General features: G+C 65.1%; 13 protein-coding genes. 10 read left to right on the top strand and 3 right to left on the bottom strand.

All coding sequences use genetic code 11. The features are described 5' to 3' along the window. Positions 1 to 47: 47 nt before the first annotated feature. The 7 genes from gudD (at position 48) to BLS08_RS08980 (ending at position 9107) form a co-directional block, all read left to right on the top strand. A complete protein-coding gene (gene gudD / locus BLS08_RS09010; protein WP_017678018.1) occupies positions 48 to 1397 on the top strand; it encodes a glucarate dehydratase in 1350 nt (449 codons plus the stop codon). Between the two features lie 150 nt (positions 1398 to 1547). Beyond that, entirely contained in the window at positions 1548 to 2873 is a 1326-nt protein-coding gene (locus tag BLS08_RS09005) for an MFS transporter (RefSeq protein WP_017678017.1), read from the top strand. 22 nt (positions 2874 to 2895) lie between these two features. Beyond that, on the top strand, positions 2896 to 4452 hold the full coding sequence (gene garD / locus BLS08_RS09000) for a galactarate dehydratase (RefSeq protein ID WP_017678016.1): 1557 nt from the start codon (positions 2896 to 2898) through the stop codon (positions 4450 to 4452). A 1-nt stretch (position 4453) separates the two neighbouring features. Beyond that, positions 4454 to 5872 (top strand): FAD-binding oxidoreductase, encoded by a 1419-nt coding sequence (locus BLS08_RS08995; protein WP_017678015.1) that lies wholly within the window; start codon positions 4454 to 4456, stop codon positions 5870 to 5872. A 201-nt stretch (positions 5873 to 6073) separates the two neighbouring features. Next, a complete protein-coding gene (locus BLS08_RS08990; RefSeq protein WP_017678014.1) occupies positions 6074 to 7015 on the top strand; it encodes a 2-hydroxyacid dehydrogenase in 942 nt (313 codons plus the stop codon). Between the two features lie 261 nt (positions 7016 to 7276). After that, positions 7277 to 8200 carry an ABC transporter ATP-binding protein gene (locus BLS08_RS08985; protein WP_017678013.1) on the top strand — a complete coding sequence of 308 codons (924 nt, stop codon included), beginning with the start codon at positions 7277 to 7279 and terminating at the stop codon, positions 8198 to 8200. Between the two features lie 145 nt (positions 8201 to 8345). After that, positions 8346 to 9107, top strand: a complete 762-nt coding sequence (locus tag BLS08_RS08980; RefSeq protein WP_017678012.1) for an ABC transporter permease — start codon at positions 8346 to 8348, stop codon at positions 9105 to 9107. Between the two features lie 162 nt (positions 9108 to 9269). Here BLS08_RS08980 and BLS08_RS08975 read toward each other — a convergent pair whose 3' ends face one another. From BLS08_RS08975 to BLS08_RS08965, 3 genes are all read right to left on the bottom strand, one after another. Further along, positions 9270 to 9662 (bottom strand): protease inhibitor I42 family protein, encoded by a 393-nt coding sequence (locus tag BLS08_RS08975; protein WP_017678011.1) that lies wholly within the window; start codon positions 9660 to 9662, stop codon positions 9270 to 9272. Positions 9663 to 9821: 159 nt separating this feature from the next. Then, positions 9822 to 12218 (bottom strand): endopeptidase La, encoded by a 2397-nt coding sequence (gene lon, locus BLS08_RS08970; RefSeq protein WP_017678010.1) that lies wholly within the window; start codon positions 12216 to 12218, stop codon positions 9822 to 9824. A 61-nt stretch (positions 12219 to 12279) separates the two neighbouring features. Next, a complete protein-coding gene (locus BLS08_RS08965; protein WP_017678009.1) occupies positions 12280 to 12984 on the bottom strand; it encodes a hypothetical protein in 705 nt (234 codons plus the stop codon). A gap of 245 nt (positions 12985 to 13229) precedes the next feature. On the opposite strand from BLS08_RS08965, the gene BLS08_RS08960 reads away from it, so the two are divergent. The 3 genes from BLS08_RS08960 (at position 13230) to BLS08_RS08950 (ending at position 17129) form a co-directional block, all read left to right on the top strand. Further along, on the top strand, positions 13230 to 13979 hold the full coding sequence (locus BLS08_RS08960; RefSeq protein ID WP_017678008.1) for a helix-turn-helix domain-containing protein: 750 nt from the start codon (positions 13230 to 13232) through the stop codon (positions 13977 to 13979). Positions 13980 to 14116: 137 nt separating this feature from the next. Next, entirely contained in the window at positions 14117 to 14803 is a 687-nt protein-coding gene (locus tag BLS08_RS08955; RefSeq protein WP_017678007.1) for a methylamine utilization protein, read from the top strand. Further along, positions 14790 to 17129 (top strand): putative bifunctional diguanylate cyclase/phosphodiesterase, encoded by a 2340-nt coding sequence (locus BLS08_RS08950; protein ID WP_017678006.1) that lies wholly within the window; start codon positions 14790 to 14792, stop codon positions 17127 to 17129. Before BLS08_RS08955 ends, BLS08_RS08950 begins: the two co-directional genes overlap by 14 nt. Positions 17130 to 17131 lie beyond the last annotated feature (2 nt).

The following is a 17131-nucleotide window of genomic DNA, read 5'->3' as shown; positions in this document are numbered from 1 at the left end:
GCGTTGAACCATTGTCGAACCCGCATAAGAACAACAGGGTAACGCTCATGACTTCACAGATTCCTGCCGCTGTCGGCACTCCGCTGATCACCGAGCTGCAAGTCGTACCGGTCGCCGGTCAAGACAGCATGCTGCTCAACCTGAGCGGAGCCCACGGCCCGTATTTCACCCGCAACATCCTCATTCTCAAGGACAGCGCCGGCCATGTCGGTGTCGGCGAAGTCCCCGGCGGCGAGGGCATTCGCAAGACCCTCGAAGACGCTCGCTCGATCCTTGTCGGCCAGCCGGTCGGCAACTACAACGCATTGCTCAATCAGGTACGCCGCGCCTTCGCTGATCGCGATTCCGGCGGTCGTGGCCTGCAGACCTTCGACCTGCGCATCACCATCCATGCCGTCACTGCGTTGGAGTCGGCGTTGCTCGACCTGCTCGGCCAGCACCTCGGTGTGCCGGTGGCTGCACTGCTTGGCGAAGGCCAGCAGCGCGATGCGGTGGAAATGCTCGGTTATCTGTTCTTCGTCGGTGACAAGGACAAGACCGATCTCGGCTACCGCGATGAGCGCGATGCCGATGACACCTGGGAGCGTGTGCGCAACCAGACTGCGCTGACTCCGGAAACCATCGTCCGCCAGGCCGAGGCCGCGCATGCGCGCTACGGCTTCAATGACTTCAAGCTCAAGGGCGGTGTGCTGCATGGCGAGGCCGAAGTCGAGGCGATTCGTGCCCTGGCCGCGCGCTTCCCGAACGCTCGTGTGACGCTCGACCCCAATGGCGGCTGGTCGCTGGACCAGGCCATCGCCTTGTGCCGCGACCTGCATGGCGTGCTGGCCTATGCCGAAGACCCCTGCGGCGCCGAGAACGGCTACTCCGGTCGTGAAGTGATGGCCGAGTTCCGCCGTGCCACCGGTCTGCCCACCGCGACCAACATGATCGCGACCGACTGGCGGCAGATGGGCCACACCATCTCCCTGCAATCGGTGGATATCCCGCTGGCCGACCCGCATTTCTGGACCATGGCCGGTTCCGTGCGTGTGGCGCAGATGTGCAACGACTGGGGCCTGACCTGGGGCTCGCATTCGAACAACCACTTCGACATCTCCCTGGCCATGTTCACCCACGTCGCCGCTGCGGCGCCGGGGCGCGTGACCGCCATCGATACCCACTGGATCTGGCAGGACGGCCAGTACCTGACGCGTAACCCGCTGCGTATCGAAGGTGGTCTGGTGCAGGTGCCGAAAACGCCGGGCCTCGGCGTCGAGTTGGACTGGGATGCGCTGGCCAAGGCGCACGAGCTGTACCAGGCCAAGGGCCTGGGCGCGCGCGACGACGCGGTGGCCATGCAGTACCTGATTCCGGGCTGGACCTTCAATAACAAGAAGCCCTGCCTGGTGCGTTGAGCCTGGCCTGACGCCGTTCCGTGATCTTGCGGTCCCGTAGGGTGGGCTTTAGCCCACCTTGACTACAACCGGTGGGCTGAAGCCCACCCTACGGGGTGTTCGCCGCGGCCTACGGGCTCAGCCTTTCCTTCTGTCTCACGAGCCTTGCCGATGCCAGATGCCAAACCGGGTCGTGTGCGCTACAGCATTCTGCTGATGCTGTTTCTGGTCACCACCATCACCTTCGCCGATCGCTCCAGTCTGTCGGTCGCCGGTTCGGCGATGCAGGCTGGCCTGGGCATCGACGCGGTGACGCTTGGCTATATCTTCTCGGCATTTGGCTGGGCCTATGTGATCGGGCAGATACCGGGCGGTTGGCTGTTCGACCGCTTCGGTACCAAGCCGGTGTATACCCTGGCGCTGTTCGTCTGGTCGGTGCTGACCCTGCTGCAAGGCTTCGTCGGCTGGCTGCCGACAACCTGGGCGGTAACCTCGATGTTTCTGCTGCGGCTGCTGGTGGGCTTTGCCAGCGCGCCGTGCTTTCCCGGTAATGCGCGGATCACCGCTTCCTGGTTTCCCACCGCCGAGCGCGCTACCGCCACGGCCATCTCCAGTTCGGCGCAGTACGCCGCCACCGCGTTGTTCGCACCGTTGATGGGCTGGGTGGTGCAAACCCTGGGTTGGCAGTCGGTGTTCATCGTGCTCGGTTGCCTCGGTCTGGCGCTGTCGTTCGTCTGGCTCAAGCAACTGCACGGCCCGCGTCAGCACCCGCGTATTGGTGCAGCCGAGCTGGCCCATCTGGAACAGGGCGGGGCGCTGATCGATCTGGAAGGGCTGCGTGGTGGCAGTGGCGGTTCGCAGTGGGGCTACCTGGGCCTGCTGCTGCGCCAACGCACGATGATCGGCATCTACCTTGGTCAGTACTGCAACAACGCCATTACTTACTTCTTTCTCACCTGGTTTCCGGTTTACCTGGTGCAAGCGCGTGGCATGAGCATCCTTGGCGCCGGTTTCGCCGCCGCCTTGCCGGCCATCAGCGGGTGCGTCGGTGGTGTGCTCGGCGGGCTGCTGTCCGACGGCATGCTGCGTCGCGGCCACTCGCTGACTCTGGCGCGCAAGCTGCCGATGGTGTTCGGCCTGCTGCTGTCGAGCGCCGTGGTGCTGTGCATCTACGTCGACAGCGACACGGCAGTGGTGGCGTTGATGGCCCTGGCCTTCTTTGGCAAGGGCCTCGGCTCGCTGGGCTGGACGCTGGTGGCCGACACCTCGCCACGGCAGATCCTTGGCCTGTCTGGCGGCCTGTTCAACACCTTTGGCAACCTGGCGGCGATCACCACGCCCATCGTCATCGGCTACTTGGTCAGCCGTACCGGATCATTCGATGGGGCATTGGCCTATGTCGGCCTCAATGCCCTGCTGGCGGTCGTGAGCTTCGGCCTGATCGTCGGCCGTATTCACAGGATCGAGCTGGGCGCCACGTCTGGCTCGGTTTCCTGAACGCACAACAGGAGCAAGCGTCATGCAGTTGATTCCCCATCAGGATTCGCCCCGTTACATCCGCCTGCACCCGAGCGACAACGTCGGCGTGGTGGTCAATGATCAGGGTGTCGCCGCGGGTGGCCAGTTCGACGATGGCCTGACGGCTATCGAAGGCATTCCACAGAGCCACAAGGTGGCGCTGGTGGATATCGCCGAAGGCGGCGAGGTGGTGCGTTATGGCGAGGTCATCGGCTATGCGCTCAAATCCATCGCCGCCGGCAGTTGGGTCACCGAGCAGGTGCTGCGCATGCCCGAACCGCCGCTGCTGGACAACCTGCCCAAGGCGACCCTCAAGGCCGCACCCGGCGAGCCGCTGGAAGGCTACACCTTCGAGGGCTTTCGCAACCCGGACGGCAGCGTCGGCACGCGCAATATCCTCGGCGTGACCACCACCGTGCAGTGCGTGGTCGGCGTGCTCGATCATGTGGTCGAGCGCGTGCGCAAGGAAGTGCTGCCCAAATACCCTAACGTCGACGACGTAGTGGCGCTGTCGCACAGCTACGGCTGCGGCGTGGCGATCAACGCGCTGGACGCCGTGGTGCCGATCCGCACCCTCTATAACATCAGCCGCAACCCCAACCTCGGTGGCCAGGCGCTGGTGATCAGCCTCGGCTGCGAGAAGCTGCAGGCCAGCCAGTTGATGGATGGCGATGTGCTCACCAACGGCATGGACGAGGAAGACTGGCTGTTCCGCCTGCAGGATTCCGGCACCGGCTTCACCGGCATGGTCGAGCAGATCATGGGCATGATCGAGGAGCGCCTGAAGGTGCTCGATCTGCGTCGTCGCGAGACCGTACCGGCTTCCGAGCTGGTGGTTGGCATGCAGTGCGGCGGCAGTGATGCCTTCTCCGGGATCACCGCCAACCCGGCGCTCGGCGTGGCCGCCGACCTGCTGGTGCGTGCCGGCGCCACCGTGATGTTCTCCGAGAACACCGAAGTGCGTGACGGCATCCACCTGCTCACGCCGCGTGCGGCCACGGTCGAGGTGGCCGATGCGCTGATCCGCGAGATGGACTGGTACGACCGCTACCTGGCGCGCGGCATGGCCGACCGCAGTGCCAACACCACGCCGGGCAACAAGAAGGGCGGGCTGAACAACATCGTCGAAAAGGCCATGGGTTCCATCGCCAAGTCCGGCAACAGCCCGATTGCCGGCGTCGTTGCGCCGGGCGAGCGCATTCGTGGCAAGGGCCTGTGGTTCTGCGCCACGCCAGCCAGCGACTTCATCTGCGGCACCCTGCAATTGGCGGCGGGCATGAACCTGCACATCTTCACCACCGGTCGTGGCACGCCCTATGGTCTGTCCATGGTGCCGGTGATCAAGGTGGCCACACGCACTCAATTGGCCGAACGTTGGCCGGATCTGATCGACGTCGACGCCGGGCAGATCGTCTCCGGGCGCATGACGCTGGAAGAAATGGGCTGGCACATCTTCCAGCTCTACCTGGACGTGGCCAGCGGTCGCAAGCAGACCTGCGCCGAGCACCTGCGCCTGCACAACGATCTGGTGCTGTTCAACCCGGCGCCGGTGACCTGAGATGAGTGGCCTGTCCGATGATCTGCTCCAGGCGCTGCGCGAGGTGGTCGGCGAGGCTGGCCTGATCACTGACGCCGAGCGCATGCAGAGCTACCTGAGCGACTGGCGCGGCGCCTACCGTGGTCAGGCGGCCGCAGTGCTGCGTCCGGCTTCGACCGAGGAGGTTGCTGCGGTGGTGCGTCTGTGCGCGCAGGCCGGCGTCGCGCTGGTGCCGCAAGGTGGCAATACCGGCCTGTGCGGCGGCTCGATCCCGGACGACAGCGGAGCGCAGATCGTGCTGTCGCTGACACGTATGAAGCGCATCCGCGCAGTGGACGTGGGAAATGAAACCATCACCGTCGAAGCGGGGGTGATCCTGCAGCAGTTGCAGGAGGCCGCCGCCGAGGTCGGCAGGCTGTTCCCGCTGTCGCTGGGCGCCGAGGGTAGCTGCACGGTCGGCGGCAACCTGGCGACCAATGCCGGCGGCACCGCGGTACTGCGCTACGGCAACATGCGCGACCTGGCCCTGGGCCTGGAAGTGGTGATGCCCGATGGGCGCATCTGGGATGGCCTGCGCGGGCTGCGCAAGGACAATACCGGCTACGATCTGAAGCACCTGTTCATCGGCAGTGAGGGTACGCTGGGCATCATCACCGCCGCCGTGCTCAAGTTGTTTCCCGCCGTGCGCAGCCTGACCACCGCCTGGGTGGCTCTGCCCAGCCCGCAGGCAGCCGTCGAGTTGATCGGGCAGATGCGCAGCCTGTGCGGCGACCGCCTGACCGGCTTCGAGCTGATGTCGCGACAGAGCGTCGAGTTCGTCCTGCGCCATGTCACCGGCGTCAGCGATCCCTTCGCCGACGCGCACCCCTGGTACGTACTGATCGAGCTGAGCGATACCCAGCCCAACGCGCCCTTGAACGAACTGCTCGAGCAGGGCCTCGGCACCGCCTTCGAGCAGGGCGTGGCGCTGGATGCCGTGGTCGCCGCCAGCGACGCCCAGGTGCGCGCCTTGTGGGCACTGCGCGAGGGCATCTCGGAGGCGCAGAATCATGAGGGGCCGAGCCTCAAGCACGACATCAGTGTGCCGGTCAGCCGTATTCCCGACTTCATCGCGCGTACCGATGCCGCATTGCAGCAGGCGTTTCCCGGTGTGCGCATCGTGGCCTACGGGCACGTCGGCGACGGCAACCTGCACTACAACATCAGCAAGCCCATCGGCGCCGAGGATGCCGCGTTCAAGGCGCAGGCCGAAGCGATCATGCACGTGATCTACGACCAGACCTTGCACTATGCCGGTAGCATCAGCGCCGAACATGGCCTGGGCCAGTCCAAGCGTTTGGCCGCGCAGCACTACAAGGCGCCGTTGGAACTGGAGTTGATGGCCCGCGTCAAGCAGGTGCTGGATCCGGCCGGGCTGATGAATCCGGGCAAATTGCTGTAACAGGCCGTTGATAAACGTAGGCGAGGCAGCCAGTGCAATACCGATGGCGGCCCCGCAAATACAGGCGAAAAAGCGGAGTTTACGAGCTGTAAATGAGCATTTTGATCGGACTCGCGCACGAGCCTGTATTTAACGCAGCAATGGCAACGCAGGTAGTTTTTCAACAGCCTGGTAAGTCGTACAGTCGAGACAGGAGGAACAATGAGCAAACCCAAGGTGCTGCAGATCGGCCCGCTGAGCGAGCGTTTCAACCGCGAGCTGGCTGAGCAATACGAGGTCAGTGCGCTGTGGCAACAGGCCGAGCCGCTGACGTTCCTGCGGGAACAGGGCGAGCAGTTCATCTACATGGTGTCCTCGGCACGCTTCGGCTGCACGGCTGAGCAGTTGGCGCTGCTGCCGAATCTGCGCGCCATCTGCAGTTTCGGTGTCGGCTACGATCCCTATCCGTTGGAGCTGCTGCGGGATCGCGGCATCGTGCTCAGCACCACGCCGGACGTGCTCAACGACTGCGTGGCCGACCTGGCAATGGGCCTGATGATCGACAGCGCTCGGCGCCTGTCCGAGGCGGATCGCTTCGTGCGCAGCGGCGCCTGGAACAGCACCACGGGTTTCCCGCTGGCGCGACGGGTCAGCGGCAAGCGCCTGGGTATCGTCGGTCTCGGCCGCATCGGCGAGGCGGTGGCACTGCGTGCCTCGGGTTTCTCCATGCCGGTGCGTTACCACAATCGCCGTGCGGTCGAGGGCAGTCCTTACCAGCACGAGCCGGATCTGCTGGCGTTGGCGCGCTGGGCGGATTTCCTGGTGCTGACCTGCCCGGGCGGCAAGGCCACCCATCATCTGATCAACGCCGAGGTGCTCGAAGCACTTGGTCCGGATGGTTTTCTGATCAATGTGGCGCGCGGTTCGGTGGTCGATGAAGCGGCGCTGATCGCTGCACTGCAGCAGAAGGTAATCGGTGGTGCTGGGCTGGATGTTTTCGAGCGCGAACCCCAGGTACCGGCAGCGTTGCGTGAACTGGACAACGTGGTGCTGCTGCCGCACGTCGGTAGCGCCAGTGTCGAGACGCGCCAGCAGATGGCCGATCTGGTGCTGGACAACCTGCGCGCCTTCATCGCCACCGGCAGGTTAGTGACTCCGTTGTAGGGCGGGTGCAACCCGCCAACCAAGGCGGCGGGTTTCACCCGCCCTACGGCTTCGTGTGCATTCATGAAAGGCCGCTGAATACGCCGTGCGGCATCTGCAGCCTGGCCTATCGTCACGACGTCACAAGCGCCGTGATCGCTTCTTACCTCACCTGCAGCATCCCCGGCGCACCACAAGTGCGCCGTTTTTTCTCCTGTGCGCTGATGTCGGTGCCTCATGCCCTGTAAACTGTGATGTTTTCCGCAGGCAAGGACTCTCACCGTGCAGTCGGTCATCTCCATTTCGCAACTGAACAAGATCTATGCGTCCGGGCATCCGGCCCTGCAAGGCATCGACCTGGACATTCGCCAGGGCGAGATATTCGCCTTGCTCGGCCCCAACGGCGCCGGCAAGACCACCCTGATCAGCATCATCTGCGGCATCGTCAATCCGGGTGAGGGCAGGGTGCTGGTCGGTGGCAAGGACATCGTCCGTGACTACCGTGCTGCCCGCTCGCAGATCGGCCTGGTACCACAGGAACTGGTCAGCGATGTGTTCGAAACCGTCTGGGCGACGGTCAAGTTCAGTCGTGGCCTGTTCGGCAAGAAGCCCGACCCGGCCTACCTGGAGCAACTGCTCAAGGACCTGTCGCTGTGGGACAAGCGCAACGCCAAGATCATGGAGCTGTCCGGCGGCATGAAGCGCCGGGTGATGATCGCCAAGGCGCTCTCCCACGAGCCGCAGATTCTCTTCCTTGACGAGCCTACCGCTGGCGTCGACGTGGAACTGCGCCGCGACATGTGGAACATGGTCAGGCGCCTGCGCGAGCGTGGCGTGACCATCATTCTGACCACCCACTACATCGAGGAGGCCGAGGAGATGGCCGATCGCATCGGGGTAATCAGCAAAGGCCGCATCATCTTGGTGGAAGACAAGCAGGTACTGATGCACAAGCTGGGCAAGAAGCAGCTGACCCTGCACCTGCAGCAGCCGCTGTCCTGCGTGCCGGCCGAGCTGGCGCGCTATGGCCTGGAGCTGGCCGATCAGGGCCATGCCCTGGTGTTCACTTTCGATGCCCAGCACGAGAACACCGGCATCGCCGAACTGCTGCGCGACCTGGCTCAGCACGGCATCGACTTCAAGGATCTGCAGTCGAGCCAGAGTTCGCTGGAGGAGATTTTCGTGTCACTGGTCTCAGGCCGATGAGACGCTACTGCGCTCGCCCAGGCTGCGTTGAAGTCAGGCTCGGCCTGCTCATGTACAACGCGTACACTCCGCGGCCTCGCCTGACTTCGCCTTGCCTGACCTTCGCTCGCTACGCCTCTCAGCGCCCTGAAATGGAGATTTGCGCATGAACCTGTACGCCATCAAGGCCATCTACCTGTTCGAGCTGGCGCGCACCTGGCGCACCCTGCTGCAGAGCATCGCCACGCCGGTGATCAGCACCTCGCTGTATTTCGTGGTGTTCGGCTCGGCCATCGGTTCGAGCATGACCCAGGTGCAGGGCGTCAGTTATGGTGCCTTCATCATTCCGGGTCTGATCATGCTGGCACTGCTGACCGAGAGCATTTCCAACGCCTCGTTCGGCATCTACATGCCCAAGTACTCGGGGAGCATCTACGAGCTGCTGTCGGCACCAGTGTCCTATCTGGAGATTCTGATCGGCTATGTCGGCGCGGCGGCGACCAAGTCGGTGATCCTCGGCCTGATTATCCTGCTCACCGCCAGGCTGTTCGTCGATTTCGAGATTCAGCATCCCATCTGGATGGCGGCGTTCCTGGTGCTGACCGCGCTGACCTTCAGCCTGTTCGGTTTCATCATCGGCGTATGGGCCGATGGCTGGGAGAAGCTGCAGATCGTTCCGGCGCTGATCGTCACGCCGCTGACCTTCCTCGGCGGCGCCTTCTACTCCATCAGCATGCTACCGCCAGCCTGGCAGACGGTGACCTTGTTCAACCCGGTGGTGTACCTGATCAGCGCCTTCCGCTGGAGCTTCTACGGCGTGTCGGACGTCAACGTCGGTGTCAGCCTGGCCATGGTGCTGGGTTTCCTGGCGCTGTGCATCCTGCTGGTGGGCTGGATCTTCAAGACCGGTTACCGGCTCAAGAGCTGAGCTTGGCATTCGCGGCTGAAGCCGCTCCTCGTCTAAGCCTGTAGGGCGGGTGCAACCCGCCATGAATAGGTGGCGGGTTGCACCCGCCCTACGGGAGGCGCTTCAGCGGCGACTGATTTCGAGTCGTCGCGGCTAAAGCCCCTCCCACAGAATCAGCCTTCGTCACTTCACCCGCAGTTCGCACTCGAAGGTTTCTGCCGGTGGCACGTTCTGCTCCCACGGTTGCTGGTAGGTCAGCAGCAGGCGACCTTCGCCTGGCTCGCGCGCGGTGAAGCGCCAGGTGGAAATACCGCCAGCGCCCACCAGTCCGGCGTCTTCGGGATTGCTGTATACCTCGGGGCCGAGGCTTTGCAGCACGTTCGCCGCGCCATCACGGACTTCCCAGCGAAAGCCGGTGGTGGGGTTGCTGGGCAGGCTGAGAATCAGTTGCTGGCCCTTGTTCAGCGTCAGCGGGCACTGCCGGTCCTTCTTCAATTCCAGCGTGCCGGATTGATGGGCGCAGGCCGTAAGCAGGGCCAGGGCGGGCAGGGTGAGCAGGCGCAAGGTGGCATGCATGACGAACTCCAGTCGACGAAACCTGGCCCAGCATAGCGGCATAGACCTGTCGGTGGCGACCGTAGAGGTGCGCGGTTTGCTGTAGGAGCGAGCTCTGCTCGCGAATGTCGGCGGGCCTGAAAAGCTTCGCCAGCAGAGCTTGCTCCTACATACGCCTCTTTAGTCGAACAGCACTTTCGCCACATCGCCGTAGCGCTTGGCGAAGTGCACGGTCAGGCCTTCCTTGAGGTAGTCCGGCAACTCCTCGTAACTGCCGCGGTTGGCCTCCGGCAGGATCAGTTCGAAGATCTTCTGCCGCCGCGCCGCGATCACCTTCTCGCGTACGCCGCCGATGGGCAGCACCTGGCCGGTCAGGGTCAGCTCGCCGGTCATGGCCACGCCCTTCTTCGGCGCCTGGTTGCGCGCCAGGGAGAGCAGGGCGCTGGCCATGGTGATGCCGGCGCTGGGGCCGTCCTTGGGCGTGGCGCCTTCCGGTACGTGCAGGTGGACGAAGGCCTGGTCGAAGAAGGTCGGGTCACCACCGAACTGTTTCAGATGCGAGCTGACGTAGCTGTAGGCGATCTCCGCCGACTCCTTCATGACGTCACCGAGCTGGCCGGTAAGCTTGAAGCCGCGATTGAGCGTATGGATGCGCGTCGCCTCGATCGGCAGGGTAGCGCCGCCCATGCTGGTCCAGGCCAGACCGGTGATGACCCCGGTGCCGGCCAGCACCCGCTCGTTGCGGAACACCGGCATGCCCAGGGCTTCCTCGAGATCCTTGGCGCCGATGCGGATCTTCGTCTCGGGATCGTCCAGCAGTTTCACCACCGACTTGCGCACCAGCTTGCCCAGCTGTTTCTCCAACTGGCGTACGCCGGCCTCGCGGGCATAGCCCTCGATCACCGTGCGCAGCGCCGCATCGCTGATGGACAGGCGCGCTTTCGGCACGCCAGCTTTCTCCAACTGCTTGGGCCACAGGTGGCGCTTGGCGATGGCCAGTTTTTCCTCGGTGATGTAGCCGGACAGGCGGATCACCTCCATGCGGTCGAGCAGCGGCCCGGGGATGGAATCGAGGGTATTGGCGGTGCAGACGAACAGCACCTTGGACAGGTCCAGGCGCAGGTCCAGGTAGTGGTCGAGGAATTCGACGTTCTGCTCCGGGTCCAGCGTTTCCAGCAGCGCCGAGGCGGGGTCGCCCTGGTAGCTGGTGCCCATCTTGTCGATCTCGTCGAGCATGATCACCGGGTTCATCACCTCGGCTTCCTTCAGCGCCTGCACCAGCTTGCCGGGCATGGCGCCGATGTAGGTGCGGCGATGGCCCTTGATCTCCGCTTCGTCACGCATGCCGCCTACCGAGAAGCGATAGAACGGCCGGCCGAGGGATTCGGCGATGGACTTGCCGATGCTGGTCTTGCCCACGCCGGGCGGGCCGACCAGCAGCACGATGGAGCCGGCGATCTCACCCTTGAAGGCGCCGACGGCCAAGAACTCGGTGATGCGCTGCTTGATGTCGTCCATGCCGGCGTGGTGCTTGTCCAGCACCTTGCGCGCGCGGCCCAGGTCGAGCTTGTCCTCGCCGTGAATGCCCCAGGGCAGGGCGGTGGCCCAGTCCAGGTAATTGCGCGTGACGGCGTATTCTGGCGAGCCGGTTTCCAGGATCGACAGCTTGTTCAGCTCCTCGTCGATGCGCTTCTGCGCCGGTGCGGGCAGGGTCTTGCCTTCGAGGCGGGCGAGAAATTCCTCACGGTCGGCACTCTTGTCATCCTTGCTGATGCCCAGTTCCTGCTGGATCAGCTTGAGCTGCTCCTTGAGGAAGAATTCGCGCTGGCGTTCGCCGATCTGCTTGTTGACCTCAGCCGACAGCTCTTTCTGCAGGCGGCCGACCTCCACTTCCTTGCGCAGCAGCGGCAGCACCTTTTCCATGCGCTTGAGCATGGGCACGGTATCCAGCACTTCCTGCAGCTCCTGGCCGGAGGCGGTGGTCAGAGCGGCGGCGAAATCGGTGAGTGGCGACGGGTCGTTGGGGCTGAAGCGATTGAGGTAATTCTTCAGCTCCTCGCTGTATAGCGGGTTGAGCGGCAGCAGCTCCTTGATCGCATTGATCAGCGCCATGCCGTAGGCCTTGACCTCGTCACGCGGATCGTTCGGTGGCTGTGGATATTCCACTTCGGCCAGGTACGGACCGCGGCGGCTGAGCCAGCCGCGAATACGCACGCGGGTCAGTCCCTGGGCGACGAACTGCAGTTTGCCGCCTTCCTCGCTGACGTGATGTACACGCACCAGTGTGCCGTGCTCTGGCAGGGTATCGAGGTCGAACTCGCCATGTTCGTCCGGCGGGGTGTCGACGAAGAATACCGCCAGGCATTTATGCTCGGTATTGCCGACGCGCGTCAGCGTGCGGCCCCAGGGCTGCTGGTTGACCATGACCGGCAGCACCTGCGCCGGAAAGAACGGGCGGTTGTGGATGGGGATGATGTAGAGCTTGTCCGGCAACTGCTGTGCGGGCAGTACCAGGCCGGTGCTATCGGCCTTGACGTGAACTTCGACAGCTTCGGGGGTGTTGTCCTGATCGTTCATGGAGCACCTTTGCGTGTACGTTGGTTGCTACATGGGGCGAGTGCAGGATTTTTTCAACGTTTCAGTCGAGGCTCAGGCGAATGCCTTGCAGGCGCTGCTCAATCAGTGGGGTGAGCAGGGCGAAGCACTCACCGGGCGCCAGGCGAATCTGTGCCGACTCGATCAGGTCACTCTGCAGGCGCTCGATCAGCGCGAGCAGATGCGAGTCCTGTTCCTGATCGAGCATGCGGTTGCAGAGAAAGCGCAGTTGCATCTGTAGCCCAGGCGGGCAGCGCTCGTAATTGGCCGCGCGTACCGCCAGGCCGCGCAGCCTGGCAAGGTCTTCGAGCGAGCGGCAGGCCTCGCCGAGCCCGCGAATTCTGGGGTGATGTTGACGGTAGAGGCGATCTTCGAGTTGTTCGATCACCGTCAGCAGTGTTTCGATCAGTCGGCAGTGGGCATCGAAGTCAGCGGGTTTGCGGCGCAACTGCGGCCAGTGTTGCTGCAGGGGAGGTAGTTGCATGCTGGCGCCGGGCCAGTTCAGCCAGAGCTGATCCAGCTGCTGCGCCTGCGCATTGCGCTGCGTGACGCTCGCGGCATCCTGCTGCGCGCCCAGCCCACGATGTTTCTGCAGGGCCTGAAGCAGGTCGAGGCAGCGCTGCACGATCTCGGTGTCCGCCCGCTTGCTGGCTTTCAACTGGCGATTTTCCGCGCGGTGGGTGAGCCAGTAGCTCAGTGTGAGCAGCACGACCAGCAGGGTCAGAAAAATGAGGGCGGCATCGCTCATCGGGGTTCGCTTGTCAGGGACGGTCGAAAGGAGCGAAGCAACTCTCCTGCCATTTGCCGGAGGCTGTGTAATGCGGTTCAGCGGGATTGATCGGGTGCACGGTAATAGGGCCTGAGGCTGTCCGGAGCTGTGATTTGGTGCGCTGGTTGCTATAGGTGCAACCATTTCGCTGATGGGTGGTTGCGGCGTTTTCCCTGGGAAAGGAGTAAAGTGCAACCCTTGTTTCGTGCCGCCAGTCTTTTGCGATGCTGCAAGCCCGTGTGATCCGCCTGGATGAACAGGCCCATGAACATGCCCATGATCATCACCAATTGGTGATGTCCCTGGTCGGCCGCGCCGAATTCGAAGTCGGCGGCCGCGGTGGGGAAGTCTGCCGTATGCGCGCCTGCCTGGTGCCGGGCGATGCCGCCCACCAGTTCGCCGGCATGGGCGACAACCGCATGCTGATTCTCGACCTGGACGAACAGGATACCCCCAGCGAAGACCTGGAGCTGCTCCACCGTCTGTTCGAAACACCGCGTTATCCCGCCCTCGATGTCGATTTCCAGCACCTGCTGAGCTATGCCGGCGCAGAGCTGGAGCGCTACGGCAGCGACTCGATTCTGGCACGCTCTCTTGGCGGCGTATTGCTCCGAGCCCTGCATCTGCGCCTGTTTGGCGAACAGCGCCGGCAGCCGCAAGGGGCGCTGGATCTGCAGCGCCTGGACGATTACATCGGTGAGCACCTGGCGCGGCGTATCAGCGTCGCCGAGCTGGCGCACGAAATGTGCCTGAGCCCCAGCCACTTCCATGCCCAGTTCAAGGACAGCGTTGGACTCACGCCACACCAGTACCTGCTTCAGACTCGCCTCGACCGCGCCGCGCGCATGCTGCGCGAGAGCAATCTGCCGCTGGTGCGTATCGCCGAGGAATGCGGTTTCTCCAGCCAGAGTGCGCTGACCACAGCCATGCGCCGCTATATGGGCCTGACCCCGAAACGTCTGCGCCGAGAATAGCGCCGCTGCTGGCCAATTGCCGCTGGCCGGTTTGCCGCCGGCCAGCTAGGCTATCACCTCAGTACGCCAAACTCGGTTGCCAGGACGGCATGTAATCCTATGAACGTCCGGCCTTCGGCTCGGGCCAAGGTACGCGCATGACTGGTTGCAATTCCCGCCTGCTCCCCCTCGTTCTGTTCGCCGCCGTGGTCCTGCCCTGCCTGGCGCATGCCGCGGCGCTGCAGGCCGAGCTGGTGGATGCCGCCGGCCAGCCGCTGGCCGATGCGGTGATCAGCCTGCGCGGCCCGCTGCACGCGCCACAGGCATCGCCGCCGGCGCGCATGGATCAGCGCAACAAGCAGTTCCAGCCCCATGTGCTGGCGGTGCGCACCGGCACCTCGGTGTCCTTCCCCAACAGCGACGACATCCGCCACCAGGTCTATTCCTTCTCGCCGGCCAAGCGTTTCGAGCTGCGCCTGTACCAGGGCACGCCGAGCGAACCGGTGCTGTTCGACAAGCCCGGGCTGGTGGTGCTCGGCTGCAATATCCACGACTGGATGCTCGGCTATATCTACGTCACCGACGACCCCTGGTTCGCCGTCAGCGACGAGCACGGCCGTGCGGCCATCGCCGAGTTGCCGGCCGGGCGCTACGCCGTGACCCTGTGGCACCCGGGCAACCCGCAGCTGCTGCCGCAGGCCGCCGGCGAGCTGCAGTTCGACGCCCAGGCGCCGCGCCAGCGTTTCGTCCTGGCCAGCAGCGGTCCTGCCGAGTCACCCGCGCCGCCGGCGCCGAGCGCGTTCGGCGAGGCCTTCAGGAAAGCCGCCGAAGATGCTGCGCAGTAGCTTCCAGGCGCGTATCGCCGGCGTCCTCATCCTGCTTTTGCTGGTGGTGATCGGCGCTCTCTATGTCGCGGTGAAGGCCGCCACCGATGCCGCAGTGCGCGCCCAGGCGCAGGAGCAGTTGAACGTCGGCAGCCTCGTTTTCGAGCAACTGCTGGCGCTGCGCAGTGACCAGCTGCAGCAGGCCGCCCAGGTACTGGCGGCCGATTTCGGCTTCAAGGACGCGGTGGCCAGCGGCGATGCGCCGACCATCCGCTCGGCACTGGCCAACCAGGGCGCGCGCATCAACGCCGACGCGGTGTTCCTGCTGGGGCTGGACGGCAGCCTGCAGGTGAGTACCGACCCGGGCATCGATGCCAAGGCGCTGGCCCGTCTCGACGGCCAGCTGCAGTTGCCGCGGCGCGACGGCCCGCGGCTGTTCCTGCTGCCCATCGGCAGGCAGATCTACCTGCTGGTAGATGCCACGGTGAGCGCGCCGCTGCCGATCGCCCGGGTGCTGATGGGCTTTGCCGTGGACCACGAATTCGCCCTGCAACTGCGCGAGCTGACCCACCTGGAACTGAGCCTGGTGGCCAGTCGCGACGGCGCGGCGCCGACCTGGATCAGCACCTTGCCGGGCAGCGCCCAGGCCCTGTTGGAGGCGCAGATGGAGGTGGCCGGCGCGATGCCGCAGCGCCTCGACGACGGCGTCGAGCACTACTTCGGCCAGCACCTGCAGCTGGCCAGCGGCCCCGGTTACCGGGTCGAGGCGCTGCTGCACAAATCCCTCGGCGAGGCCGAGGCGGCGTTCGCACCGCTGGATCGGCGCATCCTGCTGATCAGCCTGGGGGCCATGCTCGCCTCGCTGGTCGGCGCGCTGTTGCTGGCACGCAGCGTGTCGCGGCCGGTGCGCGAACTGGCCGCTACTGCCCAGCGCATCGGCCGCGGCGACTACCAGCAGCCGGTAGCCCTGGCTCGCAGCGACGAGCTGGGCCTGCTGGCGCTGGCGGTCAACGACATGCAGCGCGGCATCGCCGAGCGCGAGCGGCAACTGGCGCACAACGCCCTGCACGACGTGCTGACCGGTCTGCCCAATCGCACCCTGGCGCTGGAGCGGCTGGGCAGCGCGATCACCGCCGGGCGGCCCACCGCGCTGCTGTACCTGGGCGTGGGCAACTTCGCCGCGATCAACGAGAGCTGCGGCCAGGGCGGCGGCGACCTGGCCCTGCAGCAGCTGGCCCGGCGCCTGCAAGCGACCCTGCGCCCCGGCGACAGTCTGGCACGCCTGCTGGGCGACGAGTTCCTTCTGCTGCTGGAGCAGTGCGACGGCGACAGCGCAGTGGCCAGCGCCGACCGTCTGCATCAACTGCTGCTCAAGCCGCTGCGCATCGGCACGCAGGACGTCGCCCTGGACTGCCGCATCGGCATCGCCGCCTACCCGGCCGACGGCGACACGCCGGACGACCTGCTGCGCCGTGCGCGCATCGCCATGCAGGACGCTGCCCAGCAACCTGGTCGCCTGCAGCTCTACCAGCAGGGCCGCGACGCCGCCCAGCAGCGGCAGATCCGCCTGATCCGCGACCTGCGCCACGCCGCCGCGCAGGGCCAACTGCTGCTGCACTACCAGCCCAAGCTGGACATCCGCGAGGGTCGCGTGCGCCAGGCCGAGGCCCTGCTGCGCTGGCAGCACCCGCAGCTGGGCATGGTCTCGCCCGGCGAATTCATCCCGCTGGCCGAGCGCACCGGCAGCATCCAGCTGCTCACCGCCTGGGTCATCGAGGAGGCCCTGCGCCAGCTGCAGGAATGGGACGGGCGCGGCGTCTGGGTGCAGCTGTCGCTGAACATATCCACCGAGGACCTGCTCGACGTCGGTCTGCCGGCACGGGTCGGCGCGCTGCTGGCGCAGTACCGGGTGGCGCCGGAGCAACTGATCTTCGAGATCACCGAGAGCGGCGTGATGCTCGACCCCGAGCGCGCGCTGCAGGTGCTGCACGGCCTGCGCGGCTGCGGCATCGGCCTGTCGGTGGACGATTTCGGCACCGGCTACTCCTCGCTGGCGCAGCTCAAGCGCATGCCGGTGCAGGAGCTGAAGATCGACCAGAGTTTCGTGCGCGAGCTGGACGACCACAGCGAGGACTCGGTGATCGTCCGCTCGACCATCGAAATGAGCCACAGCCTGGGCCTCAAGGTGGTGGCCGAGGGCGTCGAACTGGCGCCCAGCCTGAGCCTGTTGCAGCGCTGGCACTGCGACACCGCGCAGGGCTACCTGATCAGCCGGCCGCTGGCCGCCGCGGCCTTCGAGGCCTGGCTGGCGCAACCCTATCATTCCCCCCTGGCCAAGGTGCACTGAAG

This window comes from Ectopseudomonas chengduensis (assembly GCF_900102635.1).
Classification (GTDB): Bacteria; Pseudomonadota; Gammaproteobacteria; order Pseudomonadales; family Pseudomonadaceae; genus Aquipseudomonas; species Aquipseudomonas chengduensis.
Note: the sequence above shows the minus strand (reverse complement) of the source record. Positions and strands in the feature narration are given on the sequence as shown.

Excerpts from the sequence above, each read along its gene's own strand:
- gudD (WP_017678018.1), top strand. The coding sequence starts at position 48 with ATGACTTCACAGATTCCTGCCGCTGTCGGCACTCCGCTGATCACCGAG.
- BLS08_RS09005 (WP_017678017.1), top strand. The coding sequence starts at position 1,548 with ATGCCAGATGCCAAACCGGGTCGTGTGCGCTACAGCATTCTGCTGATG.
- garD (WP_017678016.1), top strand. The coding sequence starts at position 2,896 with ATGCAGTTGATTCCCCATCAGGATTCGCCCCGTTACATCCGCCTGCAC.
- BLS08_RS08995 (WP_017678015.1), top strand. The coding sequence starts at position 4,454 with ATGAGTGGCCTGTCCGATGATCTGCTCCAGGCGCTGCGCGAGGTGGTC.
- BLS08_RS08990 (WP_017678014.1), top strand. The coding sequence starts at position 6,074 with ATGAGCAAACCCAAGGTGCTGCAGATCGGCCCGCTGAGCGAGCGTTTC.
- BLS08_RS08980 (WP_017678012.1), top strand. The coding sequence starts at position 8,346 with ATGAACCTGTACGCCATCAAGGCCATCTACCTGTTCGAGCTGGCGCGC.
- BLS08_RS08975 (WP_017678011.1), bottom strand. The coding sequence starts at position 9,662 with ATGCATGCCACCTTGCGCCTGCTCACCCTGCCCGCCCTGGCCCTGCTT.
- lon (WP_017678010.1), bottom strand. The coding sequence starts at position 12,218 with ATGAACGATCAGGACAACACCCCCGAAGCTGTCGAAGTTCACGTCAAG.
- BLS08_RS08965 (WP_017678009.1), bottom strand. The coding sequence starts at position 12,984 with ATGAGCGATGCCGCCCTCATTTTTCTGACCCTGCTGGTCGTGCTGCTC.
- BLS08_RS08960 (WP_017678008.1), top strand. The coding sequence starts at position 13,230 with ATGCTGCAAGCCCGTGTGATCCGCCTGGATGAACAGGCCCATGAACAT.
- BLS08_RS08955 (WP_017678007.1), top strand. The coding sequence starts at position 14,117 with ATGACTGGTTGCAATTCCCGCCTGCTCCCCCTCGTTCTGTTCGCCGCC.
- BLS08_RS08950 (WP_017678006.1), top strand. The coding sequence starts at position 14,790 with ATGCTGCGCAGTAGCTTCCAGGCGCGTATCGCCGGCGTCCTCATCCTG.